Genomic DNA, 15,194 nt, shown 5'->3' on the forward strand with positions numbered 1-15,194 from the left:
ATAAGAATTGACCCCCTTTAAAAATATTCACTTGGTGCACAGGCTTTTAAAGCCTGTGCTATTTTTTTACATATTTTTAACAAAATTAAGAAATCTGATTTCATTGTGACCGCTTTCCAAAAGGAGTATAATAAGAGGAATAAATATGCGCTTTTTTCTATATAACTGAGCATTGTATTAGATAAACTAGAATAAACTTTTAACTTTGAGAATTGTCTAGCTCCGCGCCTAGGGGCTCGGGTCATAAGCCAATCCGTCAAGAAGGTTAAAGAGCGCAACCTTCTTGCCGGCTCGTCTAGACTCACGCCCCTGGGCAAGGCGCTCCGCTTTTCTTGTAGAGGGTGAGTGTTGTGCAGCGAGTCACCAATTGTGTGCTAATTAGAGATAATCAAGTATTAATGTTGAAAAAACCGCGGCGGGGCTGGTGGGTGGCACCAGGCGGCAAAATGGAGCCGGGTGAATCCGTTCGTGATTCCTGTATTCGAGAGTATCGGGAAGAAACAGGTATTTACTTAAAAAATCCACAGTTGAAAGGTATTTTTACTTTCATTATAAAAGAAAATGACTTAGTATTATCCGAATGGATGATGTTTACTTTCTTTGCGACTGATTCTGATGGAATGCAGGTGGACGAGTCAGAAGAGGGAAAACTGGAATGGCAGCACCTCAATCAACTTAAAAACCTGCCAATGGCGGCAGGAGATTATCATATCATTGATTACATGATTCATGGAAATGGAATTATTTACGGTACTTTTACTTATACAAAAGATTTTCAATTAATTAGTTATCGATTAGATCCAAGTTAACCTGAGGGGGGAATATAGAATGAGTACGGGAGCGACAAATGAAACGCAAATGGTTATCATTACGGGGATGTCTGGAGCTGGAAAAACAGTTGCGATCCAGAGTTTAGAGGATTTAGGGTTTTTCTGTGTGGATAACCTGCCTCCGACTCTGCTTCCAAAATTCCTTGAACTTATGAAGGAATCTGGGAATAAAATGAATAAAGTAGCATTAGTAATGGACTTAAGAGGAAGAGAGTTCTTCGATCATTTATTTAAAGCACTGGATGAGCTGGCAGAAACCTCTTGGGTGAGCCCGCAGATTTTGTTCTTGGATGCAGATGATGCTACTTTGGTTCGAAGATATAAAGAAACAAGAAGATTTCATCCGCTCGCACAATCAGGATTGCCTCTAGAAGGAATTAAATTGGAGAGAGAGCTTCTTGATGAATTAAAAGGCAGAGCCCAGTTGATTTATAACACATCGCAAATGAAACCACGTGAATTGCGTGAAAAGATCATTACTGAATTTACTTCGAATAATCAATCAATCTTTACTGTCAATGTCATGTCATTTGGATTTAAGCATGGAATTCCAATCGACGCCGATTTAGTTTTTGATGTACGCTTTCTGCCGAATCCTCACTATATCGATCATATGAGACCAAAAACAGGTCTAGATGAAGATGTTTCTAGTTACGTTTTGAAATGGAATGAAACGCATAAATTCTTAGAGAAGGTTACAGACTTACTCAGCTTTATGCTTCCTCATTATAAACGGGAAGGAAAGGCGCAGCTTGTAATCGCAATAGGCTGTACCGGCGGACAGCACCGCTCCGTTACGCTTGCAGAATACCTTGCTAAACATTTTGCAGGTGATTACAAGACACTAGTTTCACATCGTGACATTGAGAGGAGAAAGGATCAAACGACATGAGCGAGTTAGGACAGCCAAGAATTGTCATCATTGGCGGAGGAACAGGATTGCCTGTTTTACTACGGGGATTAAAACAATATCCAGTTGATATTACCGCCATTGTGACGGTTGCGGATGATGGCGGGAGCTCAGGAAGGCTTCGTGATGACCTGCAAATCCCGCCGCCTGGAGATATCCGAAATGTGTTAGCTGCTTTATCAGATGTTGAACCGCTTGTTGAAGAGATGTTTCAGCACCGCTTTAAGACCTCCAATGAATTATCGGGGCATTCACTGGGTAATTTGATATTGGCGGCAATGACATCTATAACCGGAAACTTTGTCCATGCGATACAAGAGATGAGTAAGGTATTAAATGTCAGAGGCAAGGTCCTGCCTGCAGCAAACCAGAGCGTTGTTCTTCATGCGGAAATGGAGGATGGGACAGTTGTATCTGGTGAATCGAAAATTCCCTATTCAGGCAAAAAAATAAAAAGGGTGTTTTTAACACCTGAAACTATTACACCTCTTCCAGAATCAATTCAAGCCATTAGACAAGCAGATTTAATTATTTTAGGACCTGGCAGTTTGTATACGAGTATATTGCCTAATTTACTTGTACCAAGATTAGGGGAAGAAGTGTGCAGATCACATGCCAAAAAGGTCTATATTTGCAATTTGATGACTCAGGCAGGTGAAACACACGGATTCACAGCGAGCGATCATGTAAAGGCCATTTATGATCATATGGCCTGTGCATTTATGGATACCATCCTTGTAAATGACAAAGAAATACCAGAAGATATTCAACTTCGCTATAATGAAGAACTTGCGAATCCTGTCAACTATGATTTGGAACGTATTTTTGAGCTGGGTCTTGAAGTGGTTCATGCAGATATTGCGGTACAGGAAAATGGTGCACTTAGACATGATCCAAAGAAGGTAGCAAAAATATTATATAATTTGCTCGTACGTGAAACCAAAAAGAGATATGAAGCGTAATAATAGTATCCGGATTAAAAACCCGGATTAAAGGGGGTGAAGGGATGTCTTTCGCTTCGGAAACGAAAAAAGAACTGACGAACTTGGAGATAAAGCCATGCTGTATTCGTGCTGAACTCGCTGCACTCATACGAATGAATGGGTCTATGTCCTTTTCTAACCGAAAGTTAATTGTTGATATTCAGACAGAAAATGCAGCAATCGCAAGAAGGATTTATACTTTAATAAAAAAGAGTTATGATGTTCAAGTAGAACTATTGGTTCGAAAGAAAATGAGATTAAAAAAGAACAATGTTTACATTGTGCGTCTATCTCAGCGTGCTAAGGAAATATTGGAGGATATGAAAATCCTGGGTGATGGATTTACCTTCATCCATGATATTTCTAGTGACCTCATAAAGAAGAAATGTTGTAAACGTTCATATCTACGAGGTGCATTCCTTGCTGGAGGTTCTGTTAATAATCCAGAAACTTCATCTTATCATTTGGAAATTGCTTCGCTATATAAGGAACATAATGATTCCTTATGCGAGTTAATGAATAAATTTGGTCTTAATAGCAAAACGCTGGAACGAAAAAAAGGCTATATTACTTACTTAAAAGAAGCAGAAAAAATTACCGAGTTTTTAAATATTGTGGGTGCAGTCAATGCACTTCTTCGCTTTGAAGATGTGCGGATTGTAAGGGATATGAGAAATTCGGTTAATCGGCTGGTTAATTGTGAAACAGCGAACTTAAATAAGACTATAGGCGCTTCGATTCGTCAGGTTGAAAATATTCGTTATATTAATGATACGGTCGGGCTGAATATTTTGCCAGATAAGTTAAGAGAAATTGCAGAACTCCGTTTACATTACACGGATGTGACCCTGAAAGAACTAGGCGAAATGGTTAGCGGCGGTACCATTAGTAAGTCAGGAATTAATCATCGGCTAAGAAAGATTGATGAAATCGCTGAAAAATTGCGGATAGGTGAAATGGCTACAAGAAAATAGAGGAAAAACATGAGGAGGATTTTGTAATGATAGAGAAACAAGTAGAAGTTAAGTTGAAAACGGGTCTTCAGGCACGGCCAGCAGCATTATTTGTTCAAGAGGCAAACCGCTTTTCTGCTGATATTTTCTTAGAGAAAGATGGCAAAAAAGTAAACGCAAAAAGCATAATGGGTTTAATGAGCTTAGCTGTCGGCTCAGGAGTAGTGGTTAATATTGTGGCAGATGGCGATGATGAAGATAGAGCTGTTGCAGCATTAACTGAATTTGTCCAAAATGAACAATAATAAAAAGAGTTTGACCTAAAATGGGTCAAACTCTTTTTATTACTATTTATCTTTCTTTTCTTCTGTAAGGCTTCTAGTGATAATGTGATCAACTAAACCGTATTCTTTTGCTCTTTCAGCTGTCATGAAATTATCACGGTCAGTGTCTTTTTGGATTACTTCAAGAGGCTGGCCAGTACGCTCTGCGAGAATTCCATTCAATTTTTCACGTAGGAATAGAATACGCTTAGCAGCAATTTCAATCTCAGTTGCCTGACCTTGTGCTCCGCCTAATGGCTGGTGAATCATTACTTCTGCATTTGGTAATGCATAGCGTTTACCTTTTGTACCAGCAGCCAGTAAGAAGGCACCCATGGATGCAGCCATACCGATACAAATGGTTTGAACATCCGGTTTAATGAACTGCATCGTATCATAAATGGCCATCCCAGCTGTAATACTTCCACCAGGGCTGTTGATGTAAATGGATATATCCTTTTCAGGATTTTCCGCTTCCAAGAATAATAATTGTGCAACAATGCTGTTCGCTACATGATCATCAATACCGCTGCCAAGCATGATAATCCGATCTTTTAAGAGACGGGAATAAATATCGTAAGCTCTCTCTCCGCGGTTTGTTTGTTCAATAACTGTAGGAATCAAGTTCATTTTTCTTCCTCCTTTAAGTATGAAAGGTATTAATATGTATAGTTAATGATACACTGATGGTCAATTAAGGTCAAACAATTCGCTTTTAAATTTGTTCGACAACTTTCACTAATTCAGCATAACCATTGAGGACTTTTTTAAACCTATCAGACTTGCAAAGTTTCACAAATTGGCATATAATATGTAAGTCGCATATATGCGCTCGTGGTGCAACGGATAGCACGTAAGATTCCGGTTCTTAAAATGGGGGTTCGATTCCCTCCGAGCGCGTCAAAGTAAACAAAAGCCTCTACGCTTATTTAGTGTAGAGGCTTTTTTTTCGTATAGCGCTTCGCTTGAACCATGAATAAAGCAACTGCCTAGAGGGAAAATTTCAATTAGAACTGATAAGGGGAGGCATCAATCATGGTGAAGCACAGTATAAGATTATCAAGTGCGGAAATTGGCGGTTTATGGGCAACCTTTATCCAAGAGAGTATGGCAATTTGTTTAGTAAAGTACTTTCTGCATCACAATCAGGATGAAGAAATTAAACCCCTGCTGGAAAAAGCGCTTAAGAAATCTGAAGGTCATATCCAGCAAATAGCTGCTATTTTTTCGAAGGAGCATATACCCTTACCTGTTCCCTTTACAGATGAAGATATTAATTATGCAGCACCGCCTTTGTTCTATGATATGTTTGGTCTAACCTTTGTTTATATGATGAACCGGCTGGATATGATTAACTCTGGTTTTCTGACAGCAAATGTTGCTCGGGAAGATGTACTCAATTTTTATGTATCGGCTGTAAATGAAGCATCCTTATTATTTAAGGATTCAACCGTACTCCTGTTGTCAAAGGGTTTATATGATCGCCCACCCATGATTCCTTATCCAAAGCAGGTAGAATACATTGAGAAACTTTCGTATTTAAGCGGGATGATTAAGAAAAGACCATTAAATGCAATTGAAATAGCCGAAATCTTTTTTAATATTGAACGCAATTATTTCTCGATACTTTTGTGTTCTGCGTTACTTCAGGTGGTAAAGGATAAAGAGATCAAGGAATTTATTAAAGAAGGAAAAGAGATTTCAGAAAAGCAAATTAGAGTATTTCAAGAAATTTTAGAAAAAGAGCAGCTTCTTGGCAATACCTCAACCAATATGGAGATAACAGATTCAACACTTCTTCCATTTTCAAATAAACTAATTGTTACCTTATTTCACGCCTTAAATGGGATTGATATATCGCTGCTTGGTCACGCATTGTCCGTGTCAATGCGAACAGACTTGGGTGCTAATTATCAAAAATTCATTTCAGAAATTATGATTTATGCTGGTAAAGGGTTTAATTTAATGGTTGACCGGGGCTGGATGCAGCAGCCTCCAATGGCGCCTAATCGAAAAGAGCTTGAAAATATGAAATAAAGAGAAGAAGACTTGTCTACATGAGAGTCTTTTTCTACTTTTATAACCAAAATAAGTGCTCATATCCTCTAAAAGTCCTTATAATCATATATTATCCATTCACCAATAGTCTAAAATCCTGTAAAATAGAAAAAGGGGGGTTAGGAAATGGACTTAAAAGCAGGATTATGGCAGCAGCAATCTTTGAAATTGGCAATGACGCAGGAATTAACACAGGCAATTGCACTGTTACAATATTCAGCCCAAGAGCTATCTTCTTTTTTAGAAAACAAGGCGCTTGAAAATCCCCTGCTGCAAGTGGATAATAACAACATTCAGCCTATTAACCCATTAATAGACCGCAATCGGCGGAAACATACGCGAAATACGGAAAACGAGTGGATAGAACAAATTGCAGCAAAATCATCTTCCATCGAAGACCAATTGTTAAATCAGCTTAATCTTCATAAATACTCTAGTATCCAATTAAAAATAATAAAATATTTGATTCAGAATCTTGATGTAAACGGATACTTAATACCTTCTCCTGAGGAAATTGCAGATAAATTGGGTGTTCAATTGGAACTGGTTGAAGAGAGCATCATTGTAATTCAGGCCTTGGAGCCGGTTGGAATTGGGGCAAAGAATCTTCAGGAATGCTTATTAATTCAGATTGAGCGGGAAAACCTTAAAGACGATATAGCGTTAAGTATTCTTACACACTACTTCGTACCATTTGCCGAAAAGAAATGGAAGCTTATTGCAAAAGAACTGAATATTCCTTTACAGAAAGTACAAGAAGTATTTGATACCATACAAAAGCTGAACCCTCGGCCTGGTGCGCTTTTAGAGCAGGAAAGTGCATCCTATATCGTCCCTGATGCTATTGTTGAACGGGCTGGTGACCAGTTCTCTGTCCGATTGTGTGATGACATCATTCCTAAAATTAGCTTTAATGACCAATATTATCAAAAATTTAGTGCAGAAAAGGATTCACAAGTTGGCCGTTTCCTGCAAGAAAAGTTCCAAGATTATCAATGGATACAGAGAAGTATTGAGCAGCGTAAAGAAACCTTAACAAGAGTAACGAGGAAAATAGTTGAAAAGCAGACGCTATTTTTTCAAAAAGGGAGCGAATATCTTGTACCGATGACCATGAAGGAAATTGCGTCAGAGCTGGATATTCATGAATCAACAGTAAGCCGGGCAGTAAAGGATAAATACATCCAGACACCCGTTGGAACCTTCTCGTTAAAATCTTTTTTTACAAGTACGATTCAAACGGTTTCAAACGAAAATACATCCTCTAGTCAGGTGAAAAATGCTATAGCAGATATGATTGAAAAAGAAAACAAACAAAGTCCTTTATCCGACCAAGACATAGTAGAAAGATTAAAGAGTACCCAAGGTATCGTGGTTTCCAGGCGGACGATTGCAAAATATCGAGATCAGTTGGGGATACAGTCCTCCTCTAAAAGAAAAAGGTTTGATTGAAAGGAATTGAAAAATGCAGCAAACAGTGATTACCTTTTATACGAGAAAGCGCTGTCCACTTTGTGAGAAGGCGAAAAAAATAATTTTAGAATTAAAAGAAGAATGGGATTTTACCTTAGATGAAATTGATATTGACGAAAGTGATGAATTAACTGAAGCTTTTGGAATTATGATTCCTGTGGTTCATATTAATGGAGAAGAAGCTGCATTTGGAATTATTAATAAAACTGACATAAGTAACCGTTTGCAAGAAAAAAACCAAAACATTTAAGTTGAAATAGGTTTTCGCTCCTGTTAGAATGTAAATTGTTAGCAGGGGTGATTTTTTTTCGATGAAGTGGGACATAATTTGTCTAGGGTGGACATTTTATGACCAGTTACATATAATAAAGGAGCAGGATGTTATGCAATCACTCATCGATATCCAAAAAAGACTATTACCTGACCTCCTTCAAGTGCTACATAAACGATATTCTATCCTAAGGCATATTGGTTTTATGCAGCCCGTTGGAAGAAGAAGTCTTGCTGCTAATCTTGGTTATACAGAACGAGTCCTTCGAAGTGAAGTGGATTTTCTAAAGGAACAAAATCTTGTTTCGATTAACAATATAGGAATGAGTTTGACCCTTGAAGGGAAAAATTTACTAGAAGACTTGGAAGACATGATACGTGAATTAATCGGAATTGACGTCATGGAACTTGAATTGAAGCACCGCCTCAAAATACGTAAGGTAGTAATTGTTCCTGGTAATAGCGATGAGTCTTCTATGGTGAAGAATGACCTTGGTAAGGCTAGCGCAATCTGCATGAAAAACTATTTAACAGGAAAAAATATTATCGCTGTAACTGGCGGCTCAACGATGGCAGCTGTCGCAAATGTGCTTACACCGGAGCTTGGTAAAAAGGATCTTCTTTTTGTTCCTGCTCGGGGAGGCATTGGTGAGGATGTTCAAAACCAGGCAAATACAATTAGTTCAATTATGTCGAAAAATACAGAGTCAAAACATCGTGTATTCTATGTTCCTGACCAAGTTAGTAATGAAATTTATCAATCCCTTATTAAAGAACCAGAAATTCATGAAGTCTTAAACTTAATTAAATCCGCAAGCATGGTTCTTCATGGAATAGGGGACGCTATCACAATGGCTGAAAGAAGAAACTCAAAACCTGAGGTCAAGCAAAAACTTATAGAGAATGCGGCAGCAGGGGAAGCCTTCGGCTATTATTTCAATGAAAAAGGCGAGATTGTCCATAAGGTACTAACCATTGGACTTCAACTAGAAGACCTGGCACAGATTCCAAACGTAATTGCTGTTGCGGGCGGAGCCTCAAAGGCGAAAGCAATAAAAGCATATATGAAAAAAGCACCACCCTCGACGATTCTCATCACAGACGAAGGTGCCGCAAGAAAGTTATTAAAAGGTTAATCCTTTTTAAATAAGGCTTTGTTTCATCACAATAATTGAACACAGCCAAAAATAAACCTTTTTCAATACAAGGAGGAAATAACAATGACAGTAAAAGTTGGTATTAATGGATTTGGCCGTATCGGCCGTAACGTATTCCGTGCGGCATTAAATAACCCAGAAATGGAAATCGTAGCAATCAATGATTTAACAGATGCAAATATGCTTGCGCATCTTTTAAAGTACGATACAGTTCATGGAACTCTTCAGCAAGATGTAACAGTTGACGGTTCTTTCCTAGTAGTTGGCAACCAAAAGGTAAAAGTACTTGCTGAACGCGATCCTGCTCAATTAGGCTGGGGAGATCTTGGTGTTGAGGTAGTTGTTGAATCAACTGGACGTTTCACAAAGCGTGATGACGCTGCGAAACACCTTGAAGCAGGTGCAAAAAAGGTTATCATTTCAGCTCCAGCAGACAACGAAGATATCACTATCGTTATGGGTGTTAACCATGATCAATACGATCCTGCAAACCACCACGTATTATCGAACGCTTCATGTACAACAAACTGTCTAGCTCCTTTTGCGAAGGTTTTAAATGATGAATTCGGAATTAAGCGTGGAATGATGACTACTATCCACTCTTATACTAATGACCAACAAATCCTTGATTTACCGCATAAGGACTACCGTCGTGCACGTGCAGCAGCAGAGAACATGATTCCAACATCAACTGGTGCAGCGAAAGCAGTTTCTTTAGTTCTTCCAGAGCTTAAAGGTAAGTTGAATGGTATGGCTGTTCGTGTACCAACACCAAATGTTTCAATCGTTGACTTAGTAGCTGAGTTAGAAAAGAATGTTACAGCTGAAGAAGTAAATGCAGCACTAAAAGCAGCAGCTGAAGGTCCATTAAAAGGAATTCTTCACTACAGCGAACTTCCATTAGTTTCTACTGACTATAATGGCAGCCCTGCTTCATCTTCAATTGATTCATTATCAACTATGGTTCTTGAAGATAATATGGTTAAAGTATTATCTTGGTATGATAACGAAGTTGGTTACTCAAGCCGTGTAGTTGACCTAATTGGTTATATCGCTCAAAAAGGTCTATAATCCTAAACTTTCATTCATTATTTGGCTGATAATGGTATTTCTTTCTTCTAACAGCTATAATGATTTATGGTATTTCAAAGGGGAGCGGGGAACATTCCCCCTTCCCTTTTTTTTGTGTATATAATGCTCTAGGGAGGCTTTTCGCATGAATAAGAAAACATTAAAAGATGTTGATGTAAAAGGAAAACGCGTTTTCTGCCGAGTTGATTTTAACGTTCCAATGCAGGATGGGAAAATCACGGATGAAACAAGAATCCGCGCAGCATTACCTACTATCCAATACTTAATTGATCAGGGTGCAAAAGTTATTCTTGCAAGCCATTTTGGACGACCAAAGGGTAAAGTGGTAGAAGAAATGCGCTTAACTCCAGTGGGTGTAAGACTTTCTGAGCTTCTAGGCAAGAACGTGCAAAAAGCGGATGAAGCTTATGGAGATTCTGTTAAATCTCAAATTGAAGCTATGAACGAGGGCGATGTTCTCCTTCTAGAAAACGTTCGTTTTTACCCAGGAGAAGAAAAGAATGATTCTGAACTAGCAAAATCCTTTGCTGAGCTTGCGGATGTCTATGTAAATGATGCCTTTGGTGCAGCTCACAGAGCTCATGCATCAACAGAAGGTATTGCACACCATCTTCCTGCTGTATCTGGTCTTCTAATGGAAAAAGAGCTTGATGTACTAGGAAAAGCATTATCAAATCCGGAGCGTCCATTCACAGCTATCATTGGCGGTGCTAAGGTAAAGGACAAAATTGGCGTGATTGAAAACCTATTAGAAAAGGTTGATAATCTGATAATTGGCGGCGGACTTGCTTATACCTTTATTAAGGCACAAGGCCATGAAATTGGTAAGTCACTTCTTGAAGCTGACAAGATTGATCTAGCAAATTCCTTTATTGAAAAAGCAAAAGAAAAAGGTGTCAATTTTTATATGCCGGTTGACGCAATCGTTGCGGATGATTTCTCTGCAGATGCGAATTCTAAAGAAGTAGCAATTGAAGAGATTCCTTCTGATTGGGAAGCCCTTGATATTGGACCTAAAACAAGAGAAATCTATCGTGAAGTTATTCAAAAGTCCAAATTAGTAATCTGGAATGGACCTATGGGTGTGTTTGAAATTGATAAATTTGCTGGCGGGACGAAGGCAGTGGCACAAGCACTTGCCGAAGCAGAAGGTACATATTCAGTCATTGGCGGCGGAGACTCTGCAGCAGCAGTAGAAAAATTCGATTTAGCAGATAAAATGAGTCATATTTCAACAGGCGGCGGAGCTTCACTTGAATTCATGGAAGGCAAAGAACTTCCGGGTGTTGTAGCTTTAAATGATAAATAATTTTAACTTGTAGTTAGAAAGGAAGTGCCACCAATGCGTAAACCAATTATTGCAGGTAACTGGAAAATGAATAAGACATTTGCTGAGGCTAAGAGCTTTACAGAGGAAGTAAAAGGTCTTGTTCCACATCATGAAAAAATGGATTCCGTTATTTGTGCACCAGCGTTATTTTTACAAAGTCTTGTAGAACTTACTGAAGGCAGCGATGTAAAAATTGGGGCTCAAAACATGCATTTCGAAGAGAGCGGAGCTTTTACAGGGGAAATTAGTCCAAAGCCTCTTTCTGAAATTGGGGTTCAATATGTGATTCTTGGACATTCAGAACGCCGTGAAATGTTTAATGAAACCGATGAAAGTGTTAATAAAAAGACATTAGCAGCTTTTAAATATAATTTAACTCCAATCGTTTGCTGCGGTGAAACATTAGAGCAGCGTGAAAACGGTGAAACAAATGAACTTGTTGGTTCACAAATTCAAAAAGCTTTAACTGGTTTAACAGATGAGCAGGTAAAACAAACAGTTATAGCTTACGAACCAATCTGGGCAATTGGAACAGGGAAATCTTCTACTGCTCAAGATGCAAATGAAGTATGTGCTCATATTCGTCAAGTTGTCGCGCAGCAATTTAATCAAGAGGTTGCAAATGCTGTTAGAATTCAGTATGGCGGAAGTGTGAAACCTGAAAATATTAAGGAATACATGGCACAGCCAGATATTGATGGTGCTCTAGTTGGCGGCGCAAGCCTTGAGCCGAATTCATTCTTGCAGCTATTGGAGGCAGGAAGTTATGAGTAAGTCTCCCGTTGCCCTCATCATTCTCGATGGATTTGGATGCAGGGATGAACAAAAAGGGAATGCAGTCTATCATGCAAAAAAACCAAACTTTGACCGGTATTGGAATTCTTACCCCCACTCGCATTTAACGGCTTCTGGTGAGGCAGTTGGACTTCCTGAGGGTCAAATGGGTAACTCCGAAGTGGGCCATTTAAATATTGGTGCCGGCCGGATTGTATACCAAAGCTTAACACGGGTGAACATTGCGATTCGTGAAGGTGAATTTGTAAAAAATGAAACCATCTGCAGTGCGATGGACCATGTGAAGAAAAACGGTACAAACCTTCATTTATTTGGGTTGTTATCTGATGGCGGTGTACACAGCCACATTAACCATATGTTTGCTTTGTTAAAGATGGCGAAAGAGGAAGGCGTAGAGAATGTTTATATTCATGGCTTCCTTGACGGACGTGATGTTGGTCCGAAAACAGCAGCAACATATATTCAGCAGACTCTGGACAAAATGAAGGAGTATGGCGTTGGTGAGTTTGCTACCATATCTGGACGCTATTATTCAATGGACCGCGATAAGCGCTGGGAGCGTGTGGAAAAGTCATATTGCTCCATGGTATATGGAGATGGACCTGCCTACACAAATCCATTAGACGTTGTAGAAGATTCTTATCAGCATGGAATTTTTGATGAATTCGTTATTCCATCTGTCATAACAAAAGAAGATGGAAAGCCAGTTGCGACTATTCAGGAAAACGACGCAGTCATTTTTTATAACTTCCGTCCAGACCGGGCAATCCAAATTTCGAATGTATTTACAAACGAAGATTTCCGTCCATTTGATCGCGGTGAGAAGCATCCGAAGAATTTGTTCTTTGTTTGTTTAACACACTTCAGTGAATCGGTAAATGGATATGTGGCGTTTAAGCCTTCTAACTTAGATAACACTTTGGGAGAGGTATTGTCGCAAAATGGATTAAAGCAATTAAGAATTGCTGAAACTGAAAAATATCCGCATGTTACCTTCTTTATGAGCGGCGGCCGTGAGGATAAATTCCCAGGTGAGGAACGGATTCTGATCAATTCACCTAAAGTTGCAACATATGACCTGCAGCCGGAAATGAGTGCCTATGAAGTGACAGATGCGCTACTCGCGGAAATTCAAGATGATAAATTTGATGCTATTATCCTAAACTTTGCAAACCCTGATATGGTTGGTCATTCAGGTATGCTGGAACCAACTGTAAAGGCAATTGAAACCGTTGATGAATGCTTAGGTAAAATTGTTGATTTAATTCTTGAAAAAGGTGGATCAGCGATTATAACAGCTGACCATGGTAATGCAGATGAGGTAATCACCATTGAAGGTGAGCCAATGACAGCTCATACGACGAACCCAGTTCCAGTCATTATCACAAAAAATGATGTAGAATTGCGTGAAGGTGGAATCCTTGGTGATTTAGCTCCAACGATGTTAAAATTGCTTGGTGTAAATCAGCCAGAGGAAATGACAGGGAAATCATTAATTAAATAAATTTTATATATCAAAAGGAGAGAAATTAAATGCCATTTATTGCAGATGTATACGCACGTGAAGTATTAGATTCCCGCGGTAACCCAACAGTTGAAGTAGAAGTATTTACTGAATCAGGAGCTTTTGGCCGTGCTTTAGTTCCAAGCGGTGCTTCTACTGGTGAATATGAAGCAGTTGAACTTCGTGATGGAGACAAAGAACGTTACCTTGGTAAAGGTGTATTAAAAGCAGTAGATAACGTAAATGAAATTATTGCTCCACATCTAGTGGGCGAAGAGTTCAGTGTTCTTGATCAAGTTTCTGTTGACCAAGCTTTAATCGAGCTTGATGGAACTGAAAACAAAGGGAAACTAGGTGCAAATGCCATCCTAGGTGTTTCTATGGCTGTAGCTCATGCTGCTGCAAACTACTTAGATATTCCTTTATATCAATACCTTGGCGGATTCAACTCTAAGCAGCTTCCAGTGCCAATGATGAACATCGTAAACGGCGGAGAGCACGCTGATAACAACGTTGATATCCAGGAATTCATGGTTATGCCTGTTGGAGCTCCTAACTTCAGAGAAGCACTTCGTATGGGCGCAGAAATCTTCCACAGCTTAAAGTCTGTTCTTAAAGAAAAAGGCCTTAACACTGCTGTTGGTGATGAAGGTGGATTTGCTCCAAACCTAGGATCTAACGAAGAAGCACTTCAAACAATCGTTCAAGCAATTGAAAAAGCTGGCTACAAGCCTGGTGAAGAAGTATTCTTAGCAATGGATGCTGCTTCTTCTGAGTTCTACAACAAAGAAGATGGGAAATACCATCTTAAAGGTGAAGGCGTTGTTAAGACTTCTGCAGAAATGGTTGATTGGTATGAGGATATGTCTACTAAATATCCAATCATCTCTATCGAAGACGGTTTAGATGAAAACGATTGGGAAGGACACAAGCTTCTAACTGAACGCCTTGGTAAAAAAGTTCAATTAGTTGGGGATGACCTATTCGTTACTAATACGAAAAAGCTTTCTGAAGGTATTGAAAAAGGAATCGGCAACTCTATCCTAATCAAAGTTAACCAAATCGGTACATTAACTGAAACATTTGACGCAATTGAAATGGCGAAGCGTGCTGGTTACACAGCTGTTATTTCTCACCGTTCTGGTGAAACTGAAGATAACACAATCGCTGACATCGCTGTTGCAACAAATGCGGGTCAAATCAAAACAGGTGCACCTTCACGTACAGACCGTGTTGCGAAATACAACCAATTGCTTCGCATCGAAGATCAATTAGGTGAAACTGCACAATACAATGGATTAAAATCTTTCTACAACTTAAAGAAATAATCATCAAGGTAAGGCACTCATTGACGAATGAGTGCCTTTTTGAGTAATGGATCTGGAGTGCCCGAAGCGTGAGAAAAAACGAGTTTTGGGTCAATGCAGAGGAGCTGGAGTGCCCGAGACATGGGAGGAAATGAGTTTTGGGTCAATGCAGAGGTGCTGGAGTGCCCGAAGCATGAGAAAAAACGAGT

General features: G+C 39.2%; 15 protein-coding genes and 1 tRNA gene. 15 read left to right on the forward strand and 1 reads right to left on the reverse strand.

The annotated features are described in order from the left end of the window. Positions 1 to 350 precede the first annotated feature (350 nt). The 5 genes from SFC47_RS08765 to SFC47_RS08785 are packed head-to-tail and all read left to right on the forward strand — an operon-like array spanning position 351 to position 3,981. Positions 351 to 809: an NUDIX hydrolase gene (locus SFC47_RS08765; RefSeq protein WP_411253900.1), complete on the forward strand. Its 459-nt coding sequence runs from the start codon at positions 351 to 353 to the stop codon at positions 807 to 809. Positions 810 to 828: 19 nt separating this feature from the next. Next, positions 829 to 1,722 carry an RNase adapter RapZ gene (rapZ, locus tag SFC47_RS08770; protein ID WP_411253901.1) on the forward strand — a complete coding sequence of 298 codons (894 nt, stop codon included), beginning with the start codon at positions 829 to 831 and terminating at the stop codon, positions 1,720 to 1,722. Continuing rightward, on the forward strand, positions 1,719 to 2,702 hold the full coding sequence (locus SFC47_RS08775; RefSeq protein ID WP_411253902.1) for a gluconeogenesis factor YvcK family protein: 984 nt from the start codon (positions 1,719 to 1,721) through the stop codon (positions 2,700 to 2,702). The genes rapZ and SFC47_RS08775 overlap by 4 nt, the downstream gene beginning before the upstream one ends. Positions 2,703 to 2,746: 44 nt before the next feature. After that, entirely contained in the window at positions 2,747 to 3,697 is a 951-nt protein-coding gene (whiA, locus tag SFC47_RS08780) for a DNA-binding protein WhiA (RefSeq protein WP_411253903.1), read from the forward strand. 26 nt (positions 3,698 to 3,723) lie between these two features. Then, a complete protein-coding gene (locus SFC47_RS08785) occupies positions 3,724 to 3,981 on the forward strand; it encodes an HPr family phosphocarrier protein (protein ID WP_411253904.1) in 258 nt (85 codons plus the stop codon). A gap of 42 nt (positions 3,982 to 4,023) precedes the next feature. Here the strand turns inward: SFC47_RS08785 and clpP are convergent, their stop codons facing one another. Continuing rightward, positions 4,024 to 4,629: an ATP-dependent Clp endopeptidase proteolytic subunit ClpP gene (gene clpP, locus SFC47_RS08790; protein WP_179595237.1), complete on the reverse strand. Its 606-nt coding sequence runs from the start codon at positions 4,627 to 4,629 to the stop codon at positions 4,024 to 4,026. Between the two features lie 198 nt (positions 4,630 to 4,827). Here clpP and SFC47_RS08795 point away from each other — a divergent pair. The 10 genes from SFC47_RS08795 (at position 4,828) to eno (ending at position 15,006) form a co-directional block, all read left to right on the forward strand. Then, a tRNA-Arg gene (locus SFC47_RS08795) sits at positions 4,828 to 4,899 on the forward strand. Between the two features lie 135 nt (positions 4,900 to 5,034). Continuing rightward, positions 5,035 to 6,036, forward strand: a complete 1,002-nt coding sequence (locus SFC47_RS08800; RefSeq protein WP_411253905.1) for a DUF3231 family protein — start codon at positions 5,035 to 5,037, stop codon at positions 6,034 to 6,036. Positions 6,037 to 6,183: 147 nt separating this feature from the next. Next, a complete protein-coding gene (gene rpoN / locus SFC47_RS08805) occupies positions 6,184 to 7,509 on the forward strand; it encodes an RNA polymerase factor sigma-54 (RefSeq protein ID WP_411253906.1) in 1,326 nt (441 codons plus the stop codon). 13 nt (positions 7,510 to 7,522) lie between these two features. Further along, on the forward strand, positions 7,523 to 7,780 hold the full coding sequence (locus tag SFC47_RS08810; RefSeq protein WP_411253907.1) for a glutaredoxin family protein: 258 nt from the start codon (positions 7,523 to 7,525) through the stop codon (positions 7,778 to 7,780). 133 nt (positions 7,781 to 7,913) lie between these two features. Further along, positions 7,914 to 8,936 (forward strand): sugar-binding transcriptional regulator, encoded by a 1,023-nt coding sequence (locus SFC47_RS08815; RefSeq protein WP_411253908.1) that lies wholly within the window; start codon positions 7,914 to 7,916, stop codon positions 8,934 to 8,936. 84 nt (positions 8,937 to 9,020) lie between these two features. Continuing rightward, the gene (gene gap / locus SFC47_RS08820; RefSeq protein WP_411253909.1) at positions 9,021 to 10,028 is read left to right on the forward strand and encodes a type I glyceraldehyde-3-phosphate dehydrogenase; all 1,008 of its coding nucleotides are present in this window, start codon (positions 9,021 to 9,023) and stop codon (positions 10,026 to 10,028) included. 145 nt (positions 10,029 to 10,173) lie between these two features. Beyond that, on the forward strand, positions 10,174 to 11,358 hold the full coding sequence (locus tag SFC47_RS08825; RefSeq protein WP_411253910.1) for a phosphoglycerate kinase: 1,185 nt from the start codon (positions 10,174 to 10,176) through the stop codon (positions 11,356 to 11,358). Positions 11,359 to 11,391: 33 nt separating this feature from the next. After that, positions 11,392 to 12,153, forward strand: coding sequence for a triose-phosphate isomerase (gene tpiA / locus SFC47_RS08830; RefSeq protein ID WP_411253911.1), 762 nt, complete (start codon positions 11,392 to 11,394; stop codon positions 12,151 to 12,153). Beyond that, the gene (gene gpmI / locus SFC47_RS08835; protein ID WP_411253912.1) at positions 12,146 to 13,678 is read left to right on the forward strand and encodes a 2,3-bisphosphoglycerate-independent phosphoglycerate mutase; all 1,533 of its coding nucleotides are present in this window, start codon (positions 12,146 to 12,148) and stop codon (positions 13,676 to 13,678) included. Before tpiA ends, gpmI begins: the two co-directional genes overlap by 8 nt. Positions 13,679 to 13,707: 29 nt before the next feature. Further along, positions 13,708 to 15,006, forward strand: coding sequence for a phosphopyruvate hydratase (eno, locus tag SFC47_RS08840; RefSeq protein WP_411253913.1), 1,299 nt, complete (start codon positions 13,708 to 13,710; stop codon positions 15,004 to 15,006). Positions 15,007 to 15,194: the final 188 nt, after the last annotated feature.

The organism is Neobacillus niacini (assembly GCF_046591715.1).
Lineage (GTDB): Bacteria > Bacillota > Bacilli > Bacillales > Cytobacillaceae > Neobacillus > Neobacillus niacini_L.

Bases quoted from the DNA above. Each gene is read 5' to 3' on its own strand.
- rapZ (WP_411253901.1), top strand. From the start codon at position 829: ATGAGTACGGGAGCGACAAATGAAACGCAAATGGTTATCATTACGGGG.
- SFC47_RS08775 (WP_411253902.1), top strand. From the start codon at position 1,719: ATGAGCGAGTTAGGACAGCCAAGAATTGTCATCATTGGCGGAGGAACA.
- whiA (WP_411253903.1), top strand. From the start codon at position 2,747: ATGTCTTTCGCTTCGGAAACGAAAAAAGAACTGACGAACTTGGAGATA.
- SFC47_RS08785 (WP_411253904.1), top strand. From the start codon at position 3,724: ATGATAGAGAAACAAGTAGAAGTTAAGTTGAAAACGGGTCTTCAGGCA.
- clpP (WP_179595237.1), bottom strand. From the start codon at position 4,629: ATGAACTTGATTCCTACAGTTATTGAACAAACAAACCGCGGAGAGAGA.
- SFC47_RS08800 (WP_411253905.1), top strand. From the start codon at position 5,035: ATGGTGAAGCACAGTATAAGATTATCAAGTGCGGAAATTGGCGGTTTA.
- rpoN (WP_411253906.1), top strand. From the start codon at position 6,184: ATGGACTTAAAAGCAGGATTATGGCAGCAGCAATCTTTGAAATTGGCA.
- SFC47_RS08810 (WP_411253907.1), top strand. From the start codon at position 7,523: ATGCAGCAAACAGTGATTACCTTTTATACGAGAAAGCGCTGTCCACTT.
- SFC47_RS08815 (WP_411253908.1), top strand. From the start codon at position 7,914: ATGCAATCACTCATCGATATCCAAAAAAGACTATTACCTGACCTCCTT.
- gap (WP_411253909.1), top strand. From the start codon at position 9,021: ATGACAGTAAAAGTTGGTATTAATGGATTTGGCCGTATCGGCCGTAAC.
- SFC47_RS08825 (WP_411253910.1), top strand. From the start codon at position 10,174: ATGAATAAGAAAACATTAAAAGATGTTGATGTAAAAGGAAAACGCGTT.
- tpiA (WP_411253911.1), top strand. From the start codon at position 11,392: ATGCGTAAACCAATTATTGCAGGTAACTGGAAAATGAATAAGACATTT.
- gpmI (WP_411253912.1), top strand. From the start codon at position 12,146: ATGAGTAAGTCTCCCGTTGCCCTCATCATTCTCGATGGATTTGGATGC.
- eno (WP_411253913.1), top strand. From the start codon at position 13,708: ATGCCATTTATTGCAGATGTATACGCACGTGAAGTATTAGATTCCCGC.